The organism is Planctomicrobium aquicomposti (assembly GCF_051466325.1).
Classification (GTDB): Bacteria; Planctomycetota; Planctomycetia; order Planctomycetales; family Planctomycetaceae; genus Planctomicrobium.
Genome location: NZ_CP195792.1, coordinates 5,064,964 through 5,085,942 on the forward strand (window position 1 = coordinate 5,064,964; position 20,979 = coordinate 5,085,942).

At 59.4% G+C, this 20,979-nt stretch carries 12 protein-coding genes; 7 read left to right on the forward strand and 5 right to left on the reverse strand.

Annotated elements, in window-relative coordinates; all coding sequences use genetic code 11:
• Positions 1-859 precede the first annotated feature (859 nt).
• Together wbaP and SH664x_RS19550 are read left to right on the forward strand one after the other, a co-directional pair.
• Positions 860-2,449, forward strand: coding sequence for an undecaprenyl-phosphate galactose phosphotransferase WbaP (gene wbaP / locus SH664x_RS19545; RefSeq protein ID WP_437203729.1), 1,590 nt, complete (start codon positions 860-862; stop codon positions 2,447-2,449).
• Between the two features lie 458 nt (positions 2,450-2,907).
• On the forward strand, positions 2,908-5,271 hold the full coding sequence (locus SH664x_RS19550; RefSeq protein WP_437203731.1) for a polysaccharide biosynthesis tyrosine autokinase: 2,364 nt from the start codon (positions 2,908-2,910) through the stop codon (positions 5,269-5,271).
• 128 nt (positions 5,272-5,399) lie between these two features.
• Here the strand turns inward: SH664x_RS19550 and polX are convergent, their stop codons facing one another.
• From polX to SH664x_RS19565, 3 genes are all read right to left on the reverse strand, one after another.
• On the reverse strand, positions 5,400-7,124 hold the full coding sequence (gene polX, locus SH664x_RS19555) for a DNA polymerase/3'-5' exonuclease PolX (RefSeq protein WP_437203733.1): 1,725 nt from the start codon (positions 7,122-7,124) through the stop codon (positions 5,400-5,402).
• A 219-nt stretch (positions 7,125-7,343) separates the two neighbouring features.
• A complete protein-coding gene (locus SH664x_RS19560) occupies positions 7,344-8,852 on the reverse strand; it encodes a hypothetical protein (RefSeq protein ID WP_437203735.1) in 1,509 nt (502 codons plus the stop codon).
• A gap of 616 nt (positions 8,853-9,468) precedes the next feature.
• Positions 9,469-10,572 carry a Gfo/Idh/MocA family protein gene (locus SH664x_RS19565; RefSeq protein WP_437203736.1) on the reverse strand — a complete coding sequence of 368 codons (1,104 nt, stop codon included), beginning with the start codon at positions 10,570-10,572 and terminating at the stop codon, positions 9,469-9,471.
• A 325-nt stretch (positions 10,573-10,897) separates the two neighbouring features.
• Between SH664x_RS19565 and SH664x_RS19570 the strand changes: the two genes are divergently transcribed.
• Positions 10,898-12,046, forward strand: coding sequence for a metallophosphoesterase (locus SH664x_RS19570; protein WP_437203738.1), 1,149 nt, complete (start codon positions 10,898-10,900; stop codon positions 12,044-12,046).
• Positions 12,047-12,095: 49 nt separating this feature from the next.
• On the opposite strand, the gene SH664x_RS19575 is transcribed toward SH664x_RS19570, so the two are convergent.
• Complete coding sequence (locus SH664x_RS19575; RefSeq protein WP_437203739.1) at positions 12,096-13,592, reverse strand: hypothetical protein; 1,497 nt, start codon at positions 13,590-13,592, stop codon at positions 12,096-12,098.
• Positions 13,593-13,977: 385 nt separating this feature from the next.
• On the opposite strand from SH664x_RS19575, the gene SH664x_RS19580 reads away from it, so the two are divergent.
• The 3 genes from SH664x_RS19580 (at position 13,978) to purN (ending at position 15,730) form a co-directional block, all read left to right on the forward strand.
• Positions 13,978-14,190: a hypothetical protein gene (locus tag SH664x_RS19580; RefSeq protein WP_437203741.1), complete on the forward strand. Its 213-nt coding sequence runs from the start codon at positions 13,978-13,980 to the stop codon at positions 14,188-14,190.
• 156 nt (positions 14,191-14,346) lie between these two features.
• The gene (locus SH664x_RS19585; RefSeq protein ID WP_437203743.1) at positions 14,347-14,937 is read left to right on the forward strand and encodes a hypothetical protein; all 591 of its coding nucleotides are present in this window, start codon (positions 14,347-14,349) and stop codon (positions 14,935-14,937) included.
• Between the two features lie 139 nt (positions 14,938-15,076).
• On the forward strand, positions 15,077-15,730 hold the full coding sequence (gene purN, locus SH664x_RS19590; RefSeq protein WP_437203745.1) for a phosphoribosylglycinamide formyltransferase: 654 nt from the start codon (positions 15,077-15,079) through the stop codon (positions 15,728-15,730).
• Between the two features lie 181 nt (positions 15,731-15,911).
• On the opposite strand, the gene SH664x_RS19595 is transcribed toward purN, so the two are convergent.
• A complete protein-coding gene (locus SH664x_RS19595; protein WP_437203746.1) occupies positions 15,912-19,430 on the reverse strand; it encodes an acyl-[ACP]--phospholipid O-acyltransferase in 3,519 nt (1,172 codons plus the stop codon).
• Positions 19,431-19,635: 205 nt separating this feature from the next.
• Here SH664x_RS19595 and SH664x_RS19600 point away from each other — a divergent pair, with 205 nt between their 5' ends.
• Entirely contained in the window at positions 19,636-20,841 is a 1,206-nt protein-coding gene (locus SH664x_RS19600) for a UvrB/UvrC motif-containing protein (protein ID WP_437203747.1), read from the forward strand.
• The last annotated feature ends 138 nt before the right edge of the window (positions 20,842-20,979 follow it).

A 20,979-nucleotide genomic window follows, 5' to 3' on the forward strand; every position in this document is an offset into this window, starting at 1 on the left:
GGGTTTGAAAATAGATACCCCCGACTTGAACCGTTTTGCGAACTTTGGGGGATTGTCCGCTCAGCATAAACGATTAATGGAAAGCTGACATGACCCATTCTGAAGAGTTGCTGCCTCCTCTCCAGATCGCCCAACGGAATTTTTCGGGATAATCGGCGAACAGATTCGACCTTCGCGAGATTATGGGTTCTATGGGCAAAAGGATGCTGGCGCGATTCCCGTCATTTCCACGATCTACCTGCAGAGACAGCGGAGGAGCGCGATTGTAACGCTGGTGTCACATCGGGGGGCGATCCACGGCCCCAGTCCCATCAGCCGTGCATGATACATGCACCCATTTGTTGCAAACGTGGAACGTCGCACCGCAGCCGGACAATGAATGGCCGTAAAAATGAGAGAAATTGACCTGTTCTACTTGAATTCTGTAGCGCAATCATGACGATGGGGCTGCCTTTTGCGCCGGTGCTGAATGCAGGCTGGGCAAAAATTGCTCAAGAAGTGTGCAAACGGAGTCTGAAATTCAGTGGGCGACTGAATCAAACCGGATGGATCCGAAGGGGTGGTTTCGATGCGGGAAGCTTGATGAGTTTGAGACAAGGGGGGGCAATCCCTGTCAAACACTCGAAAATCTCACGCATCCGATGAAGAGACAGCAGTCACAGGCGGAACATTGCACAAACAGTGTGAGTCTGTTTGAACGAAGCTGGATCTGACACGCTGACGCATGGCGGCGTCGGAACGAAAACTGCAAAGCGTTTTCGTGGATTCAACACGTGCCAAAGGATTGATGCAGGTTCGGCCTCCTTCGCCGCCATCGGACGGCATGGTCGGATCTTCCACAGTTGAAGAGATACATCGTATGCCCACCAAATTCTCAGCCACCGTCGACTATGCCGAGGATCTTCAGCGGTCGAAACTGCTGGATTCTACGCCAGTTTGCCAAATGGGCACGATTGAAGCGGCAGGAGGTTCCGCTCACCGGACCTCGCGGACAACTCGTTCCGCTCGCCCCTTGCAATCCTTCCTCGCCCAGGTCGCTCAGGACCTCAGAACGGGCCTTCCGTTGCTGCTGGCTGATGCATTGGGATTGATCATCGCCTTCACAGGTGCCGCACTGGTGGCCAATCTTGTGTTGACCAAAGCGGTCCCTTTCAGTTTGTTCAGCTTTACTCAGTCGGGACGCTATGCCAGCTGCCTGCTGATCTACGCGCTGCTGGGACTTTATCCCGGCGTCGGGCTCAATCCGATTGTCGAACTCAAAAACCAGATTCTCGGCACCGTGACCGCATTCCTGGGATTGGTGATCGCGGGAATCGCCCACAATTCCGGCGTGACACCGCAAACAACGGTGACCCTCGTGGCTGGCCTGTTCGCGCTGTTTCTGGTCCCGTTGGCCCGGGCCCAAGCCCGCGATCTGTTGGGGCGAACCACCTGGTGGTCACAACCCGCGCTGATCATCGGCGGAGGATCGGCGGGCTCCGTACTGTACGACACGCTGCTGAAGCGCCGCGGGATCGGCTTGCGGCCCATCGGAGTTCTCGACGATCTGGAGAGCATGGACGATGACACGCCTGTGCACCGGCGTTATCTCGGCCCCCTCAGCCAAGTAGACCGGATTGCCGCTGAACAGAAAGTCCATTGGGCTCTGATTGCCCTGCATGATCGACCCCAGGATTCCGTCGGACGTGCACTGGAGCAATGCCAATGCATTCCTCATGTCATTGTCGTGCCGGGGTTTGAAGAACTGCCGAGTCTCTGGAATCGCGCGCACGATCTGGGAGGTGTGATGGGAATTCATTTGCGGGAACGACTCCTCTGTCCTTCCGCGCAAATCCTCAAAAGAACATTCGACCTGACAGTCGTGATCCTGGGATGCATCGCCATCAGCCCGCTGCTGCTCGGATTGCTGGCCTTCAGCTGGATCGCCACCCGCAGCTTTTCGCCCGGCCCGATGTTCTATGGTCAGGAGCGGATCGGTAAGGATGGCAAGCGGTTTCTCGCCTGGAAGTTCCGCACGATGGTTGTGGGGGCCGAACAGATTCTTCAGCAGTACCTGAAGGAGAATCCGGAAGCTCGCGAAGAATGGAACGCCAACCAGAAGCTGCGAAATGATCCTCGCATCATCCCGGGGATCGGTGAAATTCTTCGCAAGACGAGCCTCGACGAGTTGCCTCAGTTGTGGAATGTCTTCCGGGGGGAAATGAGTCTTATCGGACCGCGACCGATCACTCCGTGTCAGATTCAGATGTACGGGACTGGTTTTAATCTCTACCGGAAAGTTCGTCCGGGAATCACCGGCCTGTGGCAGATCTCCGGGCGAAATCTGACGACCTTCAGCCAGCGTGCGCAGTTCGATGCGTACTACGTCCGGAACTGGTCGCTGTGGATGGACCTGTTTATTTTTGCTCGCACCGTGAAGACGGTGATTTTACGCGAAGGTGCGTTTTAGACGGTTTTACGAGTTTCCTGCGTTCCACTAATTTTACCGACAACGCCGCAAGGGAGTGCGGTCGGGCGAATGCCTCAGCAGGAGACATTTCCATCAGCCGGGACAAGGAGGTCGCTTTCTGCCCCGCTCTGAACAGAACTCCGCAAATTGCAACAGCGGAGAGGCCGCCAGGGAATTTCCGGACCCCATTCCGGCAGAATTCCAATTGCACTCCATTTTCGGCGCGCGAAGTGCTCCCTTTTGAGACACTTCAGAAGACGTCAAAAGGCAGCGGCGTGCCGGTCAACTTGCTCCAGCTTCCCGAAGCGAGCGACTGAGCCGATCTGTCAGTAAAAAACCGCGGACTGCACCTCAATAAGCTGGAATTGCGAAATTCCTGTGGGAGAATCAAAATGAGTTCTGATTATGAGGGGCGACCCGCGTCGCGACTCAGATTTTCTCCGACGAATGGCAGTTCCATGATCAGCGAGAGTGCACAGGATAAGCCCGCCCCCTTTCGCGGGCAGAACAGCCATGCTAACGGCATTCAAAGCCTCGATCTTGTGCAGACAGTCCGCCGACAGTTCTGGCTGTTGGCAGCGTGCACTGCTCTGGGGATGTTTCTCTCGGTCCTGTACTGGGCCTTTGCGCAAGACTGGTACGAGAGCCGCGCAAAAATGCTGGTGACGGTGAAAGATCCGGGATTGGCCAGCAAAGAAGGTATGAAGGCTGTCGGTCAGGCGGAAGTTCAGGACGATGTGCTCGCCAACCACATGGAAATCGTCTCCAGCCGCTTCCTGATCGGGAAGGCGCTGGAACGGGGCCACTTCGCTGAATTGCCATCGATCGCTTCGCATCTGACACCCGATTCGGATGCAATCGATTACATCCGTGGCAATCTCTCCTTGACCAAAGGGGGAGAAGGGGTGGCCCGCAACGCACGAACATTGAACGTGGCTTTGCGACATACGGATCCGCAAGACGCACAAAAGGTTTTGCAGGCACTCGTCTATGAATACGAAGGGTTCCTGGATGATCAGGTGAGTCGCGTGATGGGAGAAGCCAACCGGCTGATCCTCGAGGCCCGCTCTCAGGTCGAACGTGACTTGAAGGAAGCAGAAACTAAATACATCGAGGCCCGACGCAACGCTCCCGTCATCTTCCAGGGGGATGGGTCGAGCAACGTGTTTCTGGAAAAATTCCGCCGGTTTGAAACTGAACTTGTGGACGTGGAAATTCAGCGCTCCGCCATCAGCACCCGCCTGCAGAAGGTGCAGGATGCCCTCAACAATGTCAACGACAATGAAGGAATTCAGGAGAAGCTGGCCCTGATCGACACGGACAGTCTGGACCGGTTGGGGACTTTTGCCGGACTGCAGGTGAACGCTGCCCAGAGTGCCGAGTTCGTGGCCTCGCAGCCCATCCGTATGCAGGAAGCTGTTGCCAAAACCCAAGGTTTGCTGGAGTTGCAGTCACAGAAGCAGAAACTCGAATCGAATTTCGGTCCCGGTCATCCTGAGGTCGCCAACCTCGAAGGGCAGATCAAGTTACTCGAGCGGATGATCAACAACACCCGCGAAGAAACCGCCATCTCCAACGTGTTTGGCAGTTTGACTCCTGAGTTGCTCCTCAGTTCATATGTCGGATTCCTGAAGCACGACCTCGCCTCGCTCGACGAAAAGAAGGCCAAGCTGACGGCTTTGGCCAGTGTTGCTGAACAGGAATCGAAGAAGCTGGTGGAATTCGAACTCCAGGACCGCATGCTCAAGGCGGACATTGACCGCCGACAGGGACTCTACGATGGAATCGTCGATCAGCTGCGCAATCTGGATACGGCCAGCGGTCTGAGTGGTTATATCCACGAGGTGCTGGAATCCCCCCGTCTGGGCAAACGGGTTTGGCCCAAGCTGTCCATCTGCCTGCTCGGGGGAATGCTGCTCGGATTGACGGGCGGTCTAGGTCTGGGACTCGTGAATGATCAGGTCGATGCTCGCTTCCGCAGCCCGGCCGAGATCACAGAATCGACCGGGATTCCCGTGGTCGGTCAGATTGGTCACATCCGCAAGGCCCGTGGAAAGAAAGGGGCTGAGCGGTTCGTCGTGGATCCGCAGGCCCCCGAAGCCGAATCCTTCCGACTGTTGCGAACGTATTTGTTACGTGATGTGAAATCGGGGCGGCTCAAGCGCCTGTCGGTGACCAGTTGCCAGACAAAGGACGGAAAATCGACCATTGTGGCCAACACGGGTGTGATGTTCGCCGATGCGGGGATCCGGACGCTGATCGTGGACGGCGACATGCGGGCGCCGACGGTTCATCGTTTCTTCGATATGCAAAACCAGGTCGGTTTGTCCGATTTGCTGCAGGGGAAGCTCGATTTGGATGCCGCGATTCAGTCTCCAGGCATCGATGGACTCCACATCATTCCGGCAGGCACACCCGTCCGCAATCCGGCCGAGTTACTGCAGTCCGAAGCCTTTGATGAACTGTTGACGACGCTCGAATCGCAGTTTGACCTCGTCATCGTGGACTCCGGGCCGATTCTGTGGGTTTCGGATCCAGCGATCATTGCGCAGAAGTGCAAGGCGACCTTCCTGGTCATCCGTTCGTCGACCGACACCCGTCGGCAGGTTCAGGAGGCGGCCCGTCGATTGCAGACCGCGGAAGTGGAAGTGCCCGGGTGCATCATCAACACCTACGGCAGCAGCAAAGAGTTCACCCGCGATAATGGCTACGCATCGCCGTACCACTATTACTACAGCGGCTACTACCGCGGATACGGTCACCGCGTGGAAGAAGCTGCCGAAGCTGCCAAGAAAGAGCAGTCCAACGGCAGCCATTCCTAGTGCGGGCAGAGGGCGGGTCCACCCTTTGCGAATTCAAGGAGCTGGCGTGTTGAGCGGTCCGCACCGGGACGCGGGTTTGCGCCTCGCTCACGCAAGACGCTGGCCTCAAAGGGGAGGGACGGTCGCTTCTACCGTCGACGCTGTTGCAGCAACTGCATGAACTCGTCGAACGGAAGGGCGTTCGCCACATCGCGGCGGGTGAGCCCCGCGCGACGTGCCTGATCGACGCCGTACTCCAGCACGTCATAGCCTTCGGGGGAGTGAGCGTCGGTGTTGATGACGATGGGAATGCCATAGGCCTTCGCTGCCGCCGCCTGCAGATCATCAAGGTCGAGACGCTCGGGATGGGCGTTAATCTCCATCATGACCCCCTGCTCCGCTGCCGCCTGAAAGATCTCTGGAAAATCGATGTCCGCAGGCGCCCGGCGCGTCACTAACCGGCCGCTGGGATGCCCGATCGCACAGACATACGGGTTGTGAATGGCATTGAGCAGACGTTTCATGATCTGCTCTTTCGGCTGTTTGAGACCGTAATGGAGTACCGCGAGCACCCATTCCGCTTCTGCGAGAACATCATCCGGAAGATCCAGTTCCGCATTCTCCAGAATGTCGCATTCGATCCCGCACAGCACGTGAATGTCATCGAACTCTTCGCGCACCCGCCGAATCTCCTGCCAGTGAGCCCGCAGGCGTTCGGGACTCAGTCCATTCGCCATTGAGACACGTTGCGAATGGTCGGTCACGGCGATGTATTTCAATCCCCGTTCCCGCGCAGCGAGAATCATCTGCCGGATTGTCGCAGTGCCGTCGCTGGCGGTCGTATGAAGATGCAGATCCCCCTGAATATCACCGATCGTCAGCAACTCCGGGAGTCGATCCTGTTCGGCCAGTTCGATTTCTCCCCGATTCTCGCGGAGTTCCGGGGGAATCCATTTCAGGCCGACCGCCGCGTAGACCTCTTCTTCTGTCTTGCCTGCGACCAGATCGTCTCCCCGATACAGACCATACTCGTTCAGTTTCAGTCCCCGTTCCTGGGCCCGTCGTCTGATGACGATGTTGTGGTCTTTCGAGCCCGTGAAATATTGCAGCGCAGCCCCGAATGATTCAGCGGGAACGACGCGCAGATCCAGCTCCAGTCCGGAACGCAGGCGCACGCGCTGTTTGGTCTCGCCGCGCGAGAGAACCTCTGCCACCAGGGGATGCGCTGCCAGACGTTCCATCACCGCTTCGCTGTCGGAAGAGATCGCGAGCAGATCGAGATCGGCGCAGCTCTCCCGTCGACGCCGGCAGCTTCCGGCCACCTCGGCCCGACTGACGACCGGGAGCGACCGTAAGTCCGCGAGCAGTGTCTCCGCAGCAAGTCGCGCCGGCGCGATGGAGTACCGCTGACCGATCTGCTCCACCTGCTGTAGCCCAGCGAGGATGGTTTGTTCCGTCTTCTTGCCAAACCCTTTCAGCGGCGCGATGCGACCCGCTTCCGCAGCCGCTTTCAGGTCGTCCAGCGACTGGATGCCCAGTTCCTGATGCAGCCGCGCCGCCTTCTTTGGTCCCAGTCCCGGCAGTCGCAACAGCTGCAGCAGCGATCGAGGAAACGCGGCGTGCAGTTCCTCGAGCATGGGAAACGTTCCCGTGTGCACGAGACTTTCAATCTTCGACGCGATGTCTTTCCCGATGCCGGGCAAGTCTGTGAGCGGAGCCGCTCCCGATTCCGCCAAAGAGGCAATCGGCTCGACAAGATCAGCGACTGTTTGCGCGGCATTGCGATAGGCCCGCACGCGAAACGAATTTGCACCCTGCAATTCGAGCAGGTCGGCCGTCTCTTCAAAGACAGCGGCGATCTCGCGATTGTTCATATTCCCGGCATCGGTTGAGTGGATTAAAGAGGGGCGGTCAGTGGTTGATTCCCCGAGCCGACAGGGACTCAGGCCCGCCACGAGGAGATGTGCGGTGGTGAATGTCTCTCACATGGTCCGCGAACATTCCGGAGACGCTCTCCACGAAAAAAGCCCCCGGTGAGCGGATCACCAGGGGCCAGTATAGCGTGTTCAGAAGAGCCGGCGGGTAGACGTCGGTCAGTTGTTTTTGGAGGAACTTCCGCGGAAGCGGGCGGGGATCTGATCTTTCGGAAGCCGCTTGCCACCCAGCACGTCGTCGGTGGCCGCTGGCCGGGTCCCGGTTTTCAGATTGAACGGACGCTCATCACCCACGTTGAAGAGGCGTTGCTGGGGCTCGTGGCCAATGTAATTCAGGAAGTCACTGAACTTGATCGCCCGGATCCCCTGGCGGCGGGCTTCTTTCAGCAGGGCATCCCGCTGAGCCATCACGTCCTTGATCTCCTGCTGCTTGTCGGCGTCCGACAGTGGGAAATCGGTCGGGTCTTCGGTATCTCCGATCACCAGATATTTGGTCTTCACAGTCAGTTTGCCGTCGGCCGGAATGCGCTCGCCCTTGTCGTTCACTTCGACTTCGATTCCGGAGCCATTGGTTTCCAGAATGTTGTGCAGCAGTTCGCGATCGCTTTTGCCATCCTGATCCATGTCCAGCACACCGACAAAGGAGAAGTACTCCTTGCTCCCCTTGCTCCAGGCGGGGGAGTAGATCGGGTCATCAGGCTGAATCGGGCGGCTGACGTCTTCGGTCAGAATCCGCGCTTCGGCGAGATGCTTATCAATGATATTCGTGACCTGAATCTTAGCCTTGATGTCGGCTCGCCCCCGCCCAACGCCCAGATTGTTGCGGGTGTAGACGCTGAACGAGATGTGTTTCCGCAGATTGTCGTCGCTGCCGAGATTAATCCAGACGGTGCGGGTGGTGTTGTCCACGCGGACAATCGCTCCATCCGGCTTGTCGAAGCTCAGGTTTTCGAGGTCGTACAGCTGTTGTGTTTTGAAGTCCAGCTGATTTTCAAGCTCGGTGATCTCGGCGTCTTTCTGGCGGGTGGTGTTGACCAGTTCGTCGTGCAGGGTTTCTTTCTCGGCCCGTTCCCGCAAATACTCGCTTCGCCACTTGGAGATTTCCTGATCCTTGCCGGCGATCAGTTCGTTGCGATCGGCAATGGTCTTCTGCAGCTGGCTTTCCGAACTCGCCTGAGAAGCGGAGAGTTTTTCTTTTTCGGCCAGATGCATCGCCAGTTCCTGAGCGAGGCGGGCTTTTGTCTCCTGCACGCCGTTCTGCTCGGCCTGGGCCTGCATCTTGGTTTCATTCAACGTCGAGCGCAGCGACTGAAGCGTGGCAGCCACAGTCGGATTCGCGGGGTTCGGCTGCACCTGATCCATGCCGTACTGCGACAGGTCCCGTTTGACGGCCCAGACGACGGTGTTTTCCGGAGCGTTTTCCGCCGGACCGATCTCGGTAAAATCGGGGTATCCCAGCAGCTTCTTCAGCGTGCCGATTTCAGAGACGGCGGTGTTGAGTGCATTCGTCTGCACCGACGCCTTTTCGGTTTCCGCTTTCGCCTTTGCGGCGAGCAACGTGTTCTCTTTGGCGACCATGTAGCAGACGATGGCCAGGATCACGGTGGTCGCGACAAAAAAGACGAGCGAAAAATGGACGGCGGTTGGCTTGGAAGAAGACGCTGCCATGAAAAATCCTCTGAGGAATCACGACCGGTGGCCGCGGCCCCCGCTCTTACCGATCGGCAAGATCCGGAAAGCCCGCAGGGACATCACCACCGCGGTCCCCGCGGGAGCAATGACATTGAAAATCGACGACAGGAAATAGCGCGGTCCGGGCGCTGATCTGAACTCGCCTAGTCATTCTCGAATAGAATGAGCCGGAACTTCAGTGCGCGGTCGCGAAACCGGGGAATCGTTATATTCGTGGGAACGACACATTCCGCACGATGAACCCTCGATGCGGCCGCTTTCCGGTCAGTTCAAGTGTACGGCTCGGGCAAGCTGGGTCAAGTACGCATTCATTCAATGTGCGGCGGCAGCTGGAGTTGCGCCAGCTGTACCGATTGCGCGACTCGTATGCGTCGACCACCGCCGCGCAAAAGCGAGGCGTGCCGACGGAAAGTTTTAGAACCCGCCCGCACGCCTGACACACGATCGACACAGCCGTCATAGACAGAACCACTTCCGCCCACGACGGACTGAGAGCATTTTGACTCTTGCTTGCCCCGTCCCCGCGACGCGGATGTCCACCTTTCACCACCCGCAACGCCGGCAGCGCGGGCTCTGGAAAGAGCCACCTGCTCTAGTCGACATTCAGATCGAGCTTCACCCAACCCTGATCCGCGCTCGAGGCGAGCACCGCATCCGCCACCGCCTGAGCAGCTGCGCCATGGTCAAAACCGGGCACCGCCGGTCGGTTTTCCACGATCGCTGAAACCAGTTCGTAGATCAGATCGTAGCGGAAGACCGTGCTGGGAACTCCTTCGTATGGATTGCGTGGGCTACCGGGAATGACCAGAAATTCTTCCGGAACCTCGAGCGGTTGCATCGTCTCTCCCGTCTTGCCAACGAGAATGACATTCGGCTCCTGCAACCGATAAACCGCGGAGGCCTCGGAGCCGTTCACTTCGGCCCATTCGTGACCGAAGCCGTTGTGATGGTATCCTTTCATCACGGTACTCCCCTCCCAGACGCCGACGGCACCGCTCTGAAAACGTCCGATCAGAGCCGACCAGTCATCCACTTCCGAGGGGGGACAGGCTTTGCCGTCGACCGTCTGATCGCGCGGACAGAACTGCGCCACCGCTCCGCAGATCGCCTGCAGCGGCCCCATCAGGTCCATCGCCAGATCGATCCGGTGAATGGTCATATCGAACAGGTCACCCGCGCCGGCATGCCGCTTGTATTGTCGCCAGCCCCAGCTGGTCTCCGGCCAGTCGAGAAACCGCTGGCTCCGGAAATGTCTCGGTTCACCGAGCAACCCCGACTTCACCAGATGGCTCAGATATCGCATCGCCGGGGCAAAGCGGTAGGTAAACGCGGTCATGTGACGGACCCCTTGATCGCGGGCCGCCTGATACATTTCCTTCGATTGCTGGAAGTTCAGCCCCAGCGGCTTTTCGCACATCAGATGCTTTCCCCCTGCGATGCAGGCGAGCGCAATCGGATGATGCGTATCGTTCGGCGTGGCGATGATCACAGCATCGACATCGGGGTCACGGGCCAGGTCTTCGTAGTCGCTGTAGAGCTTGTTCACCTGCCAGTCGTGGCGACGCTTTTCCAGCAGCTCCTTGTTGGGATCGCAGACCGCCACGAGTTCTGCCCGTGAATCGAGACGAATTCCCGGAACGTGGTGATAATCGGAGACCGCGCCTGCTCCGATGATGCCAAATCGAACCTTCTGCATTGCCGTGCTCTTCTCCAGGATGTTTGTTCAGCGCATCAGCCAGCCGTCAGCAGCCGACAATGCGGTTCGGAGAACCCGAAGGGACTTCTGCCGCAGGAATTCCGCGAGAAACAGGGAAGGTTTCCCCGCGTCCGCGCGTGCAGAATATCGTCCCGTCACCCGCAATTAAAGAGGATCCGATGCGATTCAACATCTCTTCTGTTCCTACTGATGTTTCGCCCCCGTCCGGAACCACATTACACTTCCTCCCGGGTTGAACGTTCCTCCCGCAGGGGGACCATTCCCGGAAAAGGATGTCACCCGCATTCCTGATCGCAGACGATTCATGCTGAACTTCGCACTGCTCTGCCTGATCATCGTTGGTCACACCACGCTGTGGATCAGTTTCGTCAATCGCACGCACGCCTTGAAACTTCGCGAAGGAGTGCTGCGGCAGTTGCGGCATTTGCATGACATCATGATTGTGGCTTTCCCGCCGGTTCTTTTGTGGCGGGTCGGTTGGGAAGGCCCCCGGCTCCTGCGAGGGGGATCCTGGCTGGATGTCACCCCGTTCTGGCAACTGGTCATGACAGCGTGCATGGGGGGAGTGTTCGGGCTGATAGTGAGCCTGTGTCGAATGCGTCTGCACGGGGCCCGGCAACAGCAGACAGAACAGCGTGCGCAGACTTTCGATGTGGCTGCCGAACTGGGAGAGCGACCGGTCGCCTCCGGCCCCTATTTCTTTCTGACCCGACTTCCCCGCAACGAGCAGTTTCAGATCGAGGTGAATGAAAAGATCCTGCACCTGCCACGGCTTCCCGAAGAATGGCAAGGGCTGTCGATTCTGCACCTGTCCGACTGGCATTTGCAGGGAACTGTGAGGAAAGACTATTTCGTCCGCGCCACGGAACTGGCGCAGGAGACTGAGTGCGATCTGATCTGCTTCACCGGAGACCTGATCGACAACCTCGCCCAGCTCGACTGGCTCCCAACGACGTTGGGAGCATTGCGTGCCCCGCTGGGACAGTATTTCATTCTGGGGAATCACGACTGGTATCAGGCCCCGCAACAGATTCGAACGGGTCTCGCGACTCTGGGCTGGACCGATGTCGGTTCGCGATGTCTGATTCGCGACTACCGTGGCCAGGTGCTGGAGATTGCGGGGGACGAAACTCCATGGCTCGGGCAAGCTCCCCGATTTTCCTCCAACCCGGCGAGCTTTCGCCTGCTGTTGAGCCATACCCCGGATCATATTGTCCGGGCCCGCACTCAGAACGTGGATCTGATGCTCTCCGGGCACAATCACGGTGGACAGATCCGCTTTCCGGTGCTGGGGCCGATCTATTCCCCCAGTCTGTATGGCTGCAAATATGCCTCGGGACTGTTTCAGGAGGGGGAGACCCTGCTGCATGTGTCGCGAGGATTATCCGGCCGACACCCGCTGCGCTGGCGCTGTCGCCCGGAGGTCTCGAAGCTCGTGCTGCGAAGTTCGTGAGCGGTGCGGGAAACCGCGCTCAAGGCCGAAGGCCGGCGCGACGAGCAGCTCATGAGCTCGAAGACTCCGTCGACGGTTCCGGTGGCTCGGAAGCGGAAGCCGGTTCACTGGGAGGCAGCGGCCGCAGCACGAGCACGCGACGATCCTCGTCGACTTCAGCAATGAGCGCGTAGTCGATGCCGGCAACGATGTCATTCAGCTTTCGCGGAGTGGCAAACCGCACTACACACTCCTGCTCGTCCCACTTCCGGAAATAGAGGGGACGCTCGAGAGAAGTCCACAGCTGCGCAGCGACCTGTGTGTGCTCCTGAAGCGTGTACCCGCGCAGAATGACCAGCAGCTGATCTTCGGCAGGGAGTTTGGTCAGCACCTCTTCGCGAACTTCCAGTTCCTTCGCCAGATTCAATGCCAGTTGGTGGACTCTCGCCATTCTCGGGTCGCGTGGTGCGGGGAGTGGTCGTCGTCGGGATGGGATGACATTGCGGCCCCGGCCTGTGGTCGCAGCGGAACCTTTCGGCGCTGTGGACGGAGGAGGAGGAGGAGGAGGAGGAGTCGCTGAGGAAGCTGGCGCCTGTGTGCCGGGCTGAGGGGCCACCGCAACCGGGGGTTGTGGAATCGCCGAGGGAGCTGCAGCAGTTGCATGAGGACTCACAATCCCGGGCGCCGGGACTGCCGGCATTGTGGAAGGGGATGCGGTGGCTGTGACGCGGATCTGGGGTGGAGTGGGCATGGAGTTCCCGGACGAAGCGGCATGGGCCGACCGGCTCACCGCAGCCGGAGGAGTGATGCCCGGTGTCGTGACCACCGGCTTGTCCGCATCGAGTGGACTCTGAACGACTCCCCACCGCGCACCGGAAGCGGGAACAGGAGGACTTTCCGGCATGTCGATCGAAGCCTCCTCCTTCGCGATTGTCGGTTCGAGGAGGCGGGTCGATGAGAACTGCTGCAACAGCACAATCCCCAGGCAGGTGAGGCCCGGAAGCAGCAGGTCGCCCCCCTCCCAGTGGCGTGCTTCTCCCCGAATTCGGCAGATCTGCAGACCGAGAAATCCTAATCCAAACAGACCGGCCGCCAGCAGCAGCAACTGGTTGACGGACAACACCCCCAGCGCGGCACGCTCGCCCCCTGTTGTCAGCAGCACCAGCAGAGCAACGGTCAAAGCGATGGCTGTCCAGGAGTTTTTTTGCAGGCGGCTGCGTGGGGGCCGGACCGTCGCAGTGTCCGACGCCGTGTCCGACGTCAGAGGAACAGCCTCAGTTAGCGGCGGGGCAGACGTTTCTTCCGTGGGCGGAGTGCGTGACAGCGCCGGGAGCGGGAGAGAAACGCTCGCGCCGACATCCCCGTCGAGCACCTTCCAGCGGGGTGAAGGAACGGGGGATGTGTCGTCGATGGGAACGAGCTGGGGATCAGCTGGTAATTCGAGGATCGCCCCCCGTTCGGGGAGTGTGATGACTTCCTTGCAGGCGGGACACCGAATACGGCGACCGGGGCGGGACAGCCTGAGCTGCGCCTGACAGTGAGGACAGTCAATCACTGTGGGAGACATGATCTGCTTCCGGCAGAAGTCACAGAGAATTGCCCGAAACCCGCGAAGAGAGCGACCACGCCGTCAAGGCTGCGAAAACGACTGCTGGACCCCGACCGTGCTCAGTATCCTCTTGAAGATCGGGGAAGGCAATGGCGGGTGGGGGAGCGACCGGCGATTTGGAAGCAACGTCTGTGCGGGACGTGACGAAGTTCTGGCGCGGTCGCAACAGCCACGATCGGCTGCACCGTCTCCGATTGCTGTGGGTGGTCCGGGAGGCCCCGTCTCGAAGTGGATGTTGTCTGCAGAAACGAATATTCTTGATTCGTTAAACAGGTCACGCCGACGCGGCGTAAACTTCTGGTGAGCCCGGGTGAAACCGGCAGGGCTGATGAGGAGCAGATTCGTGGCAGAAACCGATTCCCCGACACAAAGTGAAGCTCAACGCCGTTACCGTGAATTCATGGAGCTGCTCCCTTTGACCTTGGCTCTGGCGGGGTTACCGACCAGTGATAGCGGCCGCTATTACAACGAAGAGCAGATTGAGACCCGACTCTTTACCATTCGTTACGCATACAAAGCCGCCCAGGGACTGGTCCGGCAGATTGCGGTTCGCTGAAACTTGTCTGTGACGACTCCTTCGTGACGTCGCGGCCATGACGGTCACCTGTTGTGGCGCAGGTCGACAGGGGGACGCGCAGGCGCGCATTTCGGCGGAACTCCATCCGGCAGCGCGATCAGGCGACAGCGGCAGAATTCCGAGAAAGAGGCTCCCATGCTGCCGACTGAAAATTCCTGGCCACTGATTGTTGTTCTTCTGCTGATTGCGTCCGGTCTGGGGGCAGGCTGGTTCCTGCAGCGTCGGGCCCCCTACCTGATCGGCATCGCGATTGCGGTCGGGCTGATGATCGCCGCTTTGATCGTCGACGCCCAGGTCGTCACCTTGCGGGAAAAACTGACCCAGGATGTGTATGACATGACATCCGCGTTCCAGCAGCGAGATCTGGACCGCACCATCCAGTTCGTGTCCCCGCAGGCCCGGAGCCTGCGCATGAAAATCGGGACCGCCTACAATGTCCTCAAGCTGGAAGATGACATGCGGGTGACCGACGTTCAGGTCGAACTTTTCGGCGAAGACACCCGCGCGACCACGCGGTTCCGGGTGAATGTGACGGTTGACGTCAATATGCCGAATACCGCGGAATACCGGGACCGAATCGCCACTCGCTGGGAGGCGAAGTGGCAGCTGGAAGGGAACGAATGGCGGATGATCGATATCTTCGAGCTGCATCCTTACACTGGTGTGAGAATGGACCGGCTGGACCCCTACGGGTCGATGGTTGAGAAAATCTATCCGAACAACTGATGACGGGCCGGAACGAGATCTTCCGGCGCGGGATCGGTGGTGAGATCCCCTCCACGGGCGTTCGGATGGCACGTTCCGATTGAGTGCTCGATTCCTAGCCGAGACCGCTTCCCCTTCCGCAGAGGCAGATGACAACGCGATGGCCGCCGACTCCCGTCCTTCCAGTTCCGAATTCCGCATTGCCGTGCTCGTTTCAGGCAGCGGAACCACGCTGCTGAATCTGTTAAAGCGTATCGAGCAGCAAGAATTGACGGCCGAGATCCCCCTGGTCGTCGCCAGCCGCGATTGCCTCGGTGCCGAACGGGCGCTGCAGCGCGGGCTCCCCACGTGGGTGCTGAAGCGGACGGATTACGCCTCTTCTGTTGCGTACAGCAACGACCTGTTCCATCGACTGCGTGAAGAGCGGATCGACCTGGTCGTGCTGGCGGGGTTCCTGAGCCGGATCATGATTCCGGAAGATTTTCAGCACCGGGTGATGAACATTCACCCCGCGTTGATTCCTTCCTTCGCCGGCCGGGGAATGTACGGCCAGCGGGTACATGAAGCGGTCGTCAGCCGGGGTTGCAAGGTCTCGGGCTGCACAGTCCATTTCTGCGACAATGAATACGACAACGGACCGATCATCCTGCAGGGGGCCGTGCCGGTGCAGGATGAGGACGATGCACACACGCTGGGAGCCCGGGTCTTCGCACTGGAGTGCGAACTCTACCCGCAGGCGATTCGACTCTTTCAGCAGCAGCGTCTCCGGGTTGAATCAGGACGGGTCCGGGTGCTCCCCGCCGCGGATCAATAGCAACCCGGCTGTGGAATATCCGCACCGGCCCCCATGGCATCTCTCCGCCCGTTCTTGCCGCGCACGGCGCGAGCACCGGAAAGAGCATTCTGCCTGCTCACCTCCTGTCCGCGCCATGCGGAGCTGCGATTCCTTCCAATCGAGACACTCGCAGGGCGGGCAGTGGAAAGAGCCACCGGCTCTAGCAGTTGCTCGTCTCGGGGGCCACTGCTTGCAGCGCCAGCTCTTTGAGTCCGCGCAGATCGAGCTTTCCCGTCCCCAGAATGGGGATCGTGTCCACCTGAATAAACGAATCCGCTGACGGCAGCCACAACTTGGGAAGCCCCGCTTCCGCGAGTTCGCGAATAACCTGCTGAACCGGTTTGCACAGCTGGGTGTAGAGGACCACGATTCGCTCACCCCGGTCGTCGTCCGGCACCGAAGTGACCGCGAGGGTGATTGCCCCTTCATCACCTCCCGGTGGTTCGCAGATGCGATAGAGCTCCTGTTCGATCCGGACGTGCGGCACCATCTCGCCGCCGATCTTCGAGAACCGGCTCTGACGACCGGTAATGGTCACAAAGCCGTCGGTATCGATGACCGCAATATCACCGGTGTTGTACCAGCCATCGTGCACCACCTGATCGGTCTTTTCCTGTTCGTGCAGATACCCCTGCATGACATTGGGACCTTTGATCAGCAGGAGCCCCTCAGTCCCGATTCCGCGATTCTCGCCCGTTTCCGGATCAACCACCTTGGCGGTGACTCCGGGGAGCGGCCGACCGACCGTCCCCAGCTTGGTTCCCTGTTGAAAGACATTCCGCGAACGGTGGTCAGGAATGTTGACCGCAGCCACCGGAGACAGCTCGGTCGTTCCGTAGCCTTCCGTCGGCAGAATTCCGAATTTCTCTTCGAAATCTTTCGCCAGTTCGACCGGGAGTTTTTCAGCACCGACAACGATCAGGTCGACCGATTTGAAGTTCTCCTGATCGCAACGTCGCAGGTACATTTTCAGGAACGTGGGAGTCGCCATCATGATCGTGGCAGCATGATCCTGACAGAGTCGGCCGACGACTTTGGCGTCCAGCGGGTTCGGGTGATAGATCCCGCGGACGTTGTAACACATCGGCAACCAGAGACAGGCGGTGTAGCCGAACGAATGGAAGAACGGCAGCACACCCAGCAGGGCATCCTTGTCGCTGAGGTTGAGCAGCTCATCGACCGCTTCGATGTTGGAACCGATGTTGGCGTGAGAGAGCACCACTCCCTTCGGCTCGCCGGTGGAACCCGATGTAAAGACGATCGTCAGTGTTTCGTCCGGAGAAATGCGGGTCAGCCCCAGCAGCCGTTCGAGAATCGGCGCCGGGATTGCATACGCTCCGAGAGCCGCCATCATCCGGTCGAAACCGGTCACCTGTGATTTCAGGTCTTCCAGATAGACGAACTCGGCCCCTTCCAGAGCATACGGTTTCTTCTCCAGAAACTTGCGGCTGGTGAGCACATGCTTGAGACCCGCTTTCCGCACGCAGTAGTTCAGCACATCGTCGGAGAGCGTGTAATTCAGGTTGACGGCCACCCGCCCATCAAGAGCGACAGCCATGTTCGCCAGACAGCCCCCGACCGAGGGAGGCAGCAGCAGCCCGACATTTTTTTCCTGGGCCGAGAAGACGCTGCGTCGCAGCACCCGCCGCAGAGCTAACGTCCCCGCCAGCAACCGGCCTCCGGTCAGGGCGGTCTTCATGGAGTCGACAACCTTGCCGCGCTGCAACGACTTCTTGCAATGCCGGATGAAACGACGAGCCGGGATCAGATCTTTTTTCGCGCTCATGAGTGTGGCCTCCGCACCAAGACGCTCGACTTCTTGTCGAACAAGAGCGGCATCACTGACGTTGAAAAGAGGACGCCCGAAAGAGAGGTCGACGGTGCCGAACAAATTTCGGGGCTTCCTCCAGAATAACTGATTCCATCTCCAGCTGAAGATGCTTCCCCACATTCCGTGCAAATATGCGGGAATGATCGGAGCGTTCGTCCCCTGCACGATCTTCAGCAACCCCCGTTGAAAGGGCTGCAGCTGGCCCGTGCGGGTCAATCCCCCCTCCGCATAGATACAGACAACCTCACCGCGCTGAATCGCTTCCCGGGCCACGGTGAGCGATTTCACGATGGCTTTGGGCCCGTCACTGGCGCGAATCGGGATCGCATTCATGATTTCTCCCAGCGGCTTGAGAATCGGCATCTGGGTGAAATCGGTATAGATCAGAAACCGGATCAGCCGGGGGAGGGCGCACGTCATCAGGACGCCGTCCATGAAGGAAACATGGTTACAGACAATCAGCGCCCCCCCGTGGGCGGGTACGTTCTCCTGCCCACGCACCCGCAACCGATACAGGCACCGGGCCAGCAGCCACAAGACAAACCGAAACGCCAGATCGGGCATCAGCCAGACCAGGTAAATCAGCACCGGAATCGTGATCAGACTGGTCACGACGAAAATCGATGTCGCGCTGAAGTGGAAAATGCCGCTGAGCAGGTAGTACATGCCGCACGAGAACACGATCATGCCGTACGAGATGAAGTAACTTCCCGCGAGGATCGTTCCCCGGTTTTTGCGATCGCTGCAGAACTGGAGATAGGCCTCAAGCGGGACGTCAAAAATCCCCGCGCTCACCCCCAGGAAGAACAGCCCCACGCACGAACCCCAGTACGCGATTTGACCGGTTGCGGGGAGGAGCGGATTCACCAGCATCCCCGAGCAGAACACCGTCAGCGAACTGACGATGATCCCGAACGCCCCGACCGGAAGCATGCCCAGCTCGACCGATCCCATTGTCCAGTACCCCGCCAGCAGGCTGCCGACGCCGACGCCGGCGATCAGAATTCCGAACAGCAGTCCGATGGCGGTCTTGTTCAACCCGAGAACGGTTTCTCCATAGGGGTCGACGTTCAACTGAGACAGGGACGCCAGAAAGTAAAAGAAACCGATCCCCAGCGCAGCGCGCATAATACGCCAATCGGTATTGAGCACCTTGAGCGCGGGAACAATATCCAGCACAGGATTCCACGTCGGCCGACGGTCGGGGTCGGCAGCGCTGGAGAATCCGATCCACAAGCTGCAGCCGAGTCCCAGTAACGAGATGCTGAGCAGTCCGACAGCGGCCGGCCAGACGTTCCTCCACTGGCCGCTGCCCAGAGCCGGTTCCGTCAGATCATACAGCGAGAAGCCGGCGATCGTCCCCAGACCAATCGCGATGAACGTACAGGTCGCCATGATGCCGTTCCCCCGGGCGAGCCGGTTGGTCGGCAGAATCTCCGGAAGGCTGCCGAATTTTGCCGGAGCAAACAGCGCGCTGTGAATCCCCATCAGAAAGACGAGACCGAACAGCACCCAGGCATTGCCGTAAACGATCGTCAGCACGGCCAGCAACATGATCAGGACTTCCGCAGCCTTGCAGCCGACGATCACCGCTTTTTTGGGAAACCGGTCCGCCAGCCAGCCCGCAATCGGGGTGAACAGCAGATAGGGGAGTGTCAGACAGACTCCTCCCAGTGCGACGGCTTCTTCTGTGCCGATGATCGGCTGAGCGATCGGAACCGCCAGCCAACGGAAAAAGTTGTCGTTGAAGGCACCCAGAAACTGAGTCACAACGAGGCTGACGAAGCTGACCGAATTCAGTCGGCCGCTTTGATTTTTCTCTTCCAAAGGTTTGTCTTCGACCAGCATGGTGAGGATCCAGGGAGGCGTTGGCGTGGTGGAAACGCTTCCTGAGGGCGAGTTTTCGGCGAGATTATCATGCGGCTTTTATTCCCAAAAGACCAAGATTGTCGCAACAGCCGGTCGCTTGGCAGTTTAAGGCCGGAGCGCGGGTTTCCGGAGAAGTCGGGACCGAATATGATCCGGAGCGCCGACCTCCAGGGAGGGGAAATCCATGCCGCCGAAACGAATCCAGCTGGCGACGACGGACGATCTGAAGGAATTTCTCGGGAACAGCCGCTATGAGGCGGTGCTGGCCCCCGCGCGTTCGCTGCCGCTCACCGCGTCACGCAAAGAGATTCGGCAGAGTCTTCGCCAGGAAGTCACGTCGGGCGCCGGCGTTTACGGGATGGCCGACGCCGAAGGGCGATTGATTTATGTCGGCATGTCGCGACGGCTGCGACACCGCCTGCTCTCCTATTTTACCTCGCAGGCCCGACGCAAGAAGGAAGCCCGGATCGGTCGACACGCGAAAACCCTGTTCTGGCAACCGGCAGCCCATGAACTGATCGCCTGGCTGCGGGAACGGGAGCTGATCCGGCAGTTTCGCCCGAACTTCAACGTGCAGGGACATCCGACCCGGATGAAGCTCGGCTATATCGTTTTGCCGCAGCAGACCGCCCCCTCCTTCCAGTTGGCGCCAAAAATCCCCCGCTCGCACGCCGGTCTGTGGGGGCCGATGCCCCTCACCCGGTGGACCCGGCAGGGAATCGTGGAACTTAATTTTCACTTCGGCCTGCGGGATTGTCCCCGCGAGACCCCGATGTACTTTCAGGGAGCCCCCCCACCACCCGAGGGGACGGAGCCGGCCGCCTGCATCCGGGCCGATCTGGGGACTTGCCTGGCCCCCTGTATTGGAAACTGTACCCGCAAGGCCTACGACAGGAGGCTGCAGCTGGCCTGCCGGTTCCTGTCCGGAGAAAAAGCGCCGGTCCTGGAGGAACTGCAGCAGGAGTTGAAAGCCGCGGCCCAGGAACTTCGTTTCGAGAAAGCGGCCAAGCTGCGAGATCGACTCGCCGCGCTGCAGCGAATCGACCTGCATCTGCGTCGCTTCCACGACTGGCGGAGCCAGGCCCATTTCATTTATCCCGTAACGTCCGGTCTGGATGGACAGGAATGGTGGCTGATTGCCGTTCGGGGAGTGATTGAACAGGCGGTTCCGCGACCGCGGACGGCGGACGAGAAGCAATGCCTGCTGGAGCGGTTGCAGCAAATCCGGCTCGCTCTGGGGGGCGAGGGAGAGCGATCAACTTTGACCGGACCGGATGAGTTCGCCGCAGCCCGACTTCTGTTCCGCTGGTTCCGCCTGCACGAGGATGAAAAAGAGAGACGGTTATCGCTCGCGAAGGGGAGCCGTCTTTGCCAAAATTCGCGCCAATAGAGCTGTTGGCCCAGTCCACTCCCCGCGCAGCTGGCATTTTTGTTCGCTGAAGTGCTCGCGACCGCGTGACGAGGACAGCTCGGTCAAATGTCCGAATGCTCTAATTATCACCGTCCCGAGCGATCGAAAGCACGTAAC

Coding starts and splice junctions, on each gene's coding strand:
- wbaP (WP_437203729.1), top strand. CDS start 860: ATGCCCACCAAATTCTCAGCCACCGTCGACTATGCCGAGGATCTTCAG.
- SH664x_RS19550 (WP_437203731.1), top strand. CDS start 2,908: ATGATCAGCGAGAGTGCACAGGATAAGCCCGCCCCCTTTCGCGGGCAG.
- polX (WP_437203733.1), bottom strand. CDS start 7,124: ATGAACAATCGCGAGATCGCCGCTGTCTTTGAAGAGACGGCCGACCTG.
- SH664x_RS19560 (WP_437203735.1), bottom strand. CDS start 8,852: ATGGCAGCGTCTTCTTCCAAGCCAACCGCCGTCCATTTTTCGCTCGTC.
- SH664x_RS19565 (WP_437203736.1), bottom strand. CDS start 10,572: ATGCAGAAGGTTCGATTTGGCATCATCGGAGCAGGCGCGGTCTCCGAT.
- SH664x_RS19570 (WP_437203738.1), top strand. CDS start 10,898: ATGCTGAACTTCGCACTGCTCTGCCTGATCATCGTTGGTCACACCACG.
- SH664x_RS19575 (WP_437203739.1), bottom strand. CDS start 13,592: ATGTCTCCCACAGTGATTGACTGTCCTCACTGTCAGGCGCAGCTCAGG.
- SH664x_RS19585 (WP_437203743.1), top strand. CDS start 14,347: ATGCTGCCGACTGAAAATTCCTGGCCACTGATTGTTGTTCTTCTGCTG.
- purN (WP_437203745.1), top strand. CDS start 15,077: ATGGCCGCCGACTCCCGTCCTTCCAGTTCCGAATTCCGCATTGCCGTG.
- SH664x_RS19595 (WP_437203746.1), bottom strand. CDS start 19,430: ATGCTGGTCGAAGACAAACCTTTGGAAGAGAAAAATCAAAGCGGCCGA.
- SH664x_RS19600 (WP_437203747.1), top strand. CDS start 19,636: ATGCCGCCGAAACGAATCCAGCTGGCGACGACGGACGATCTGAAGGAA.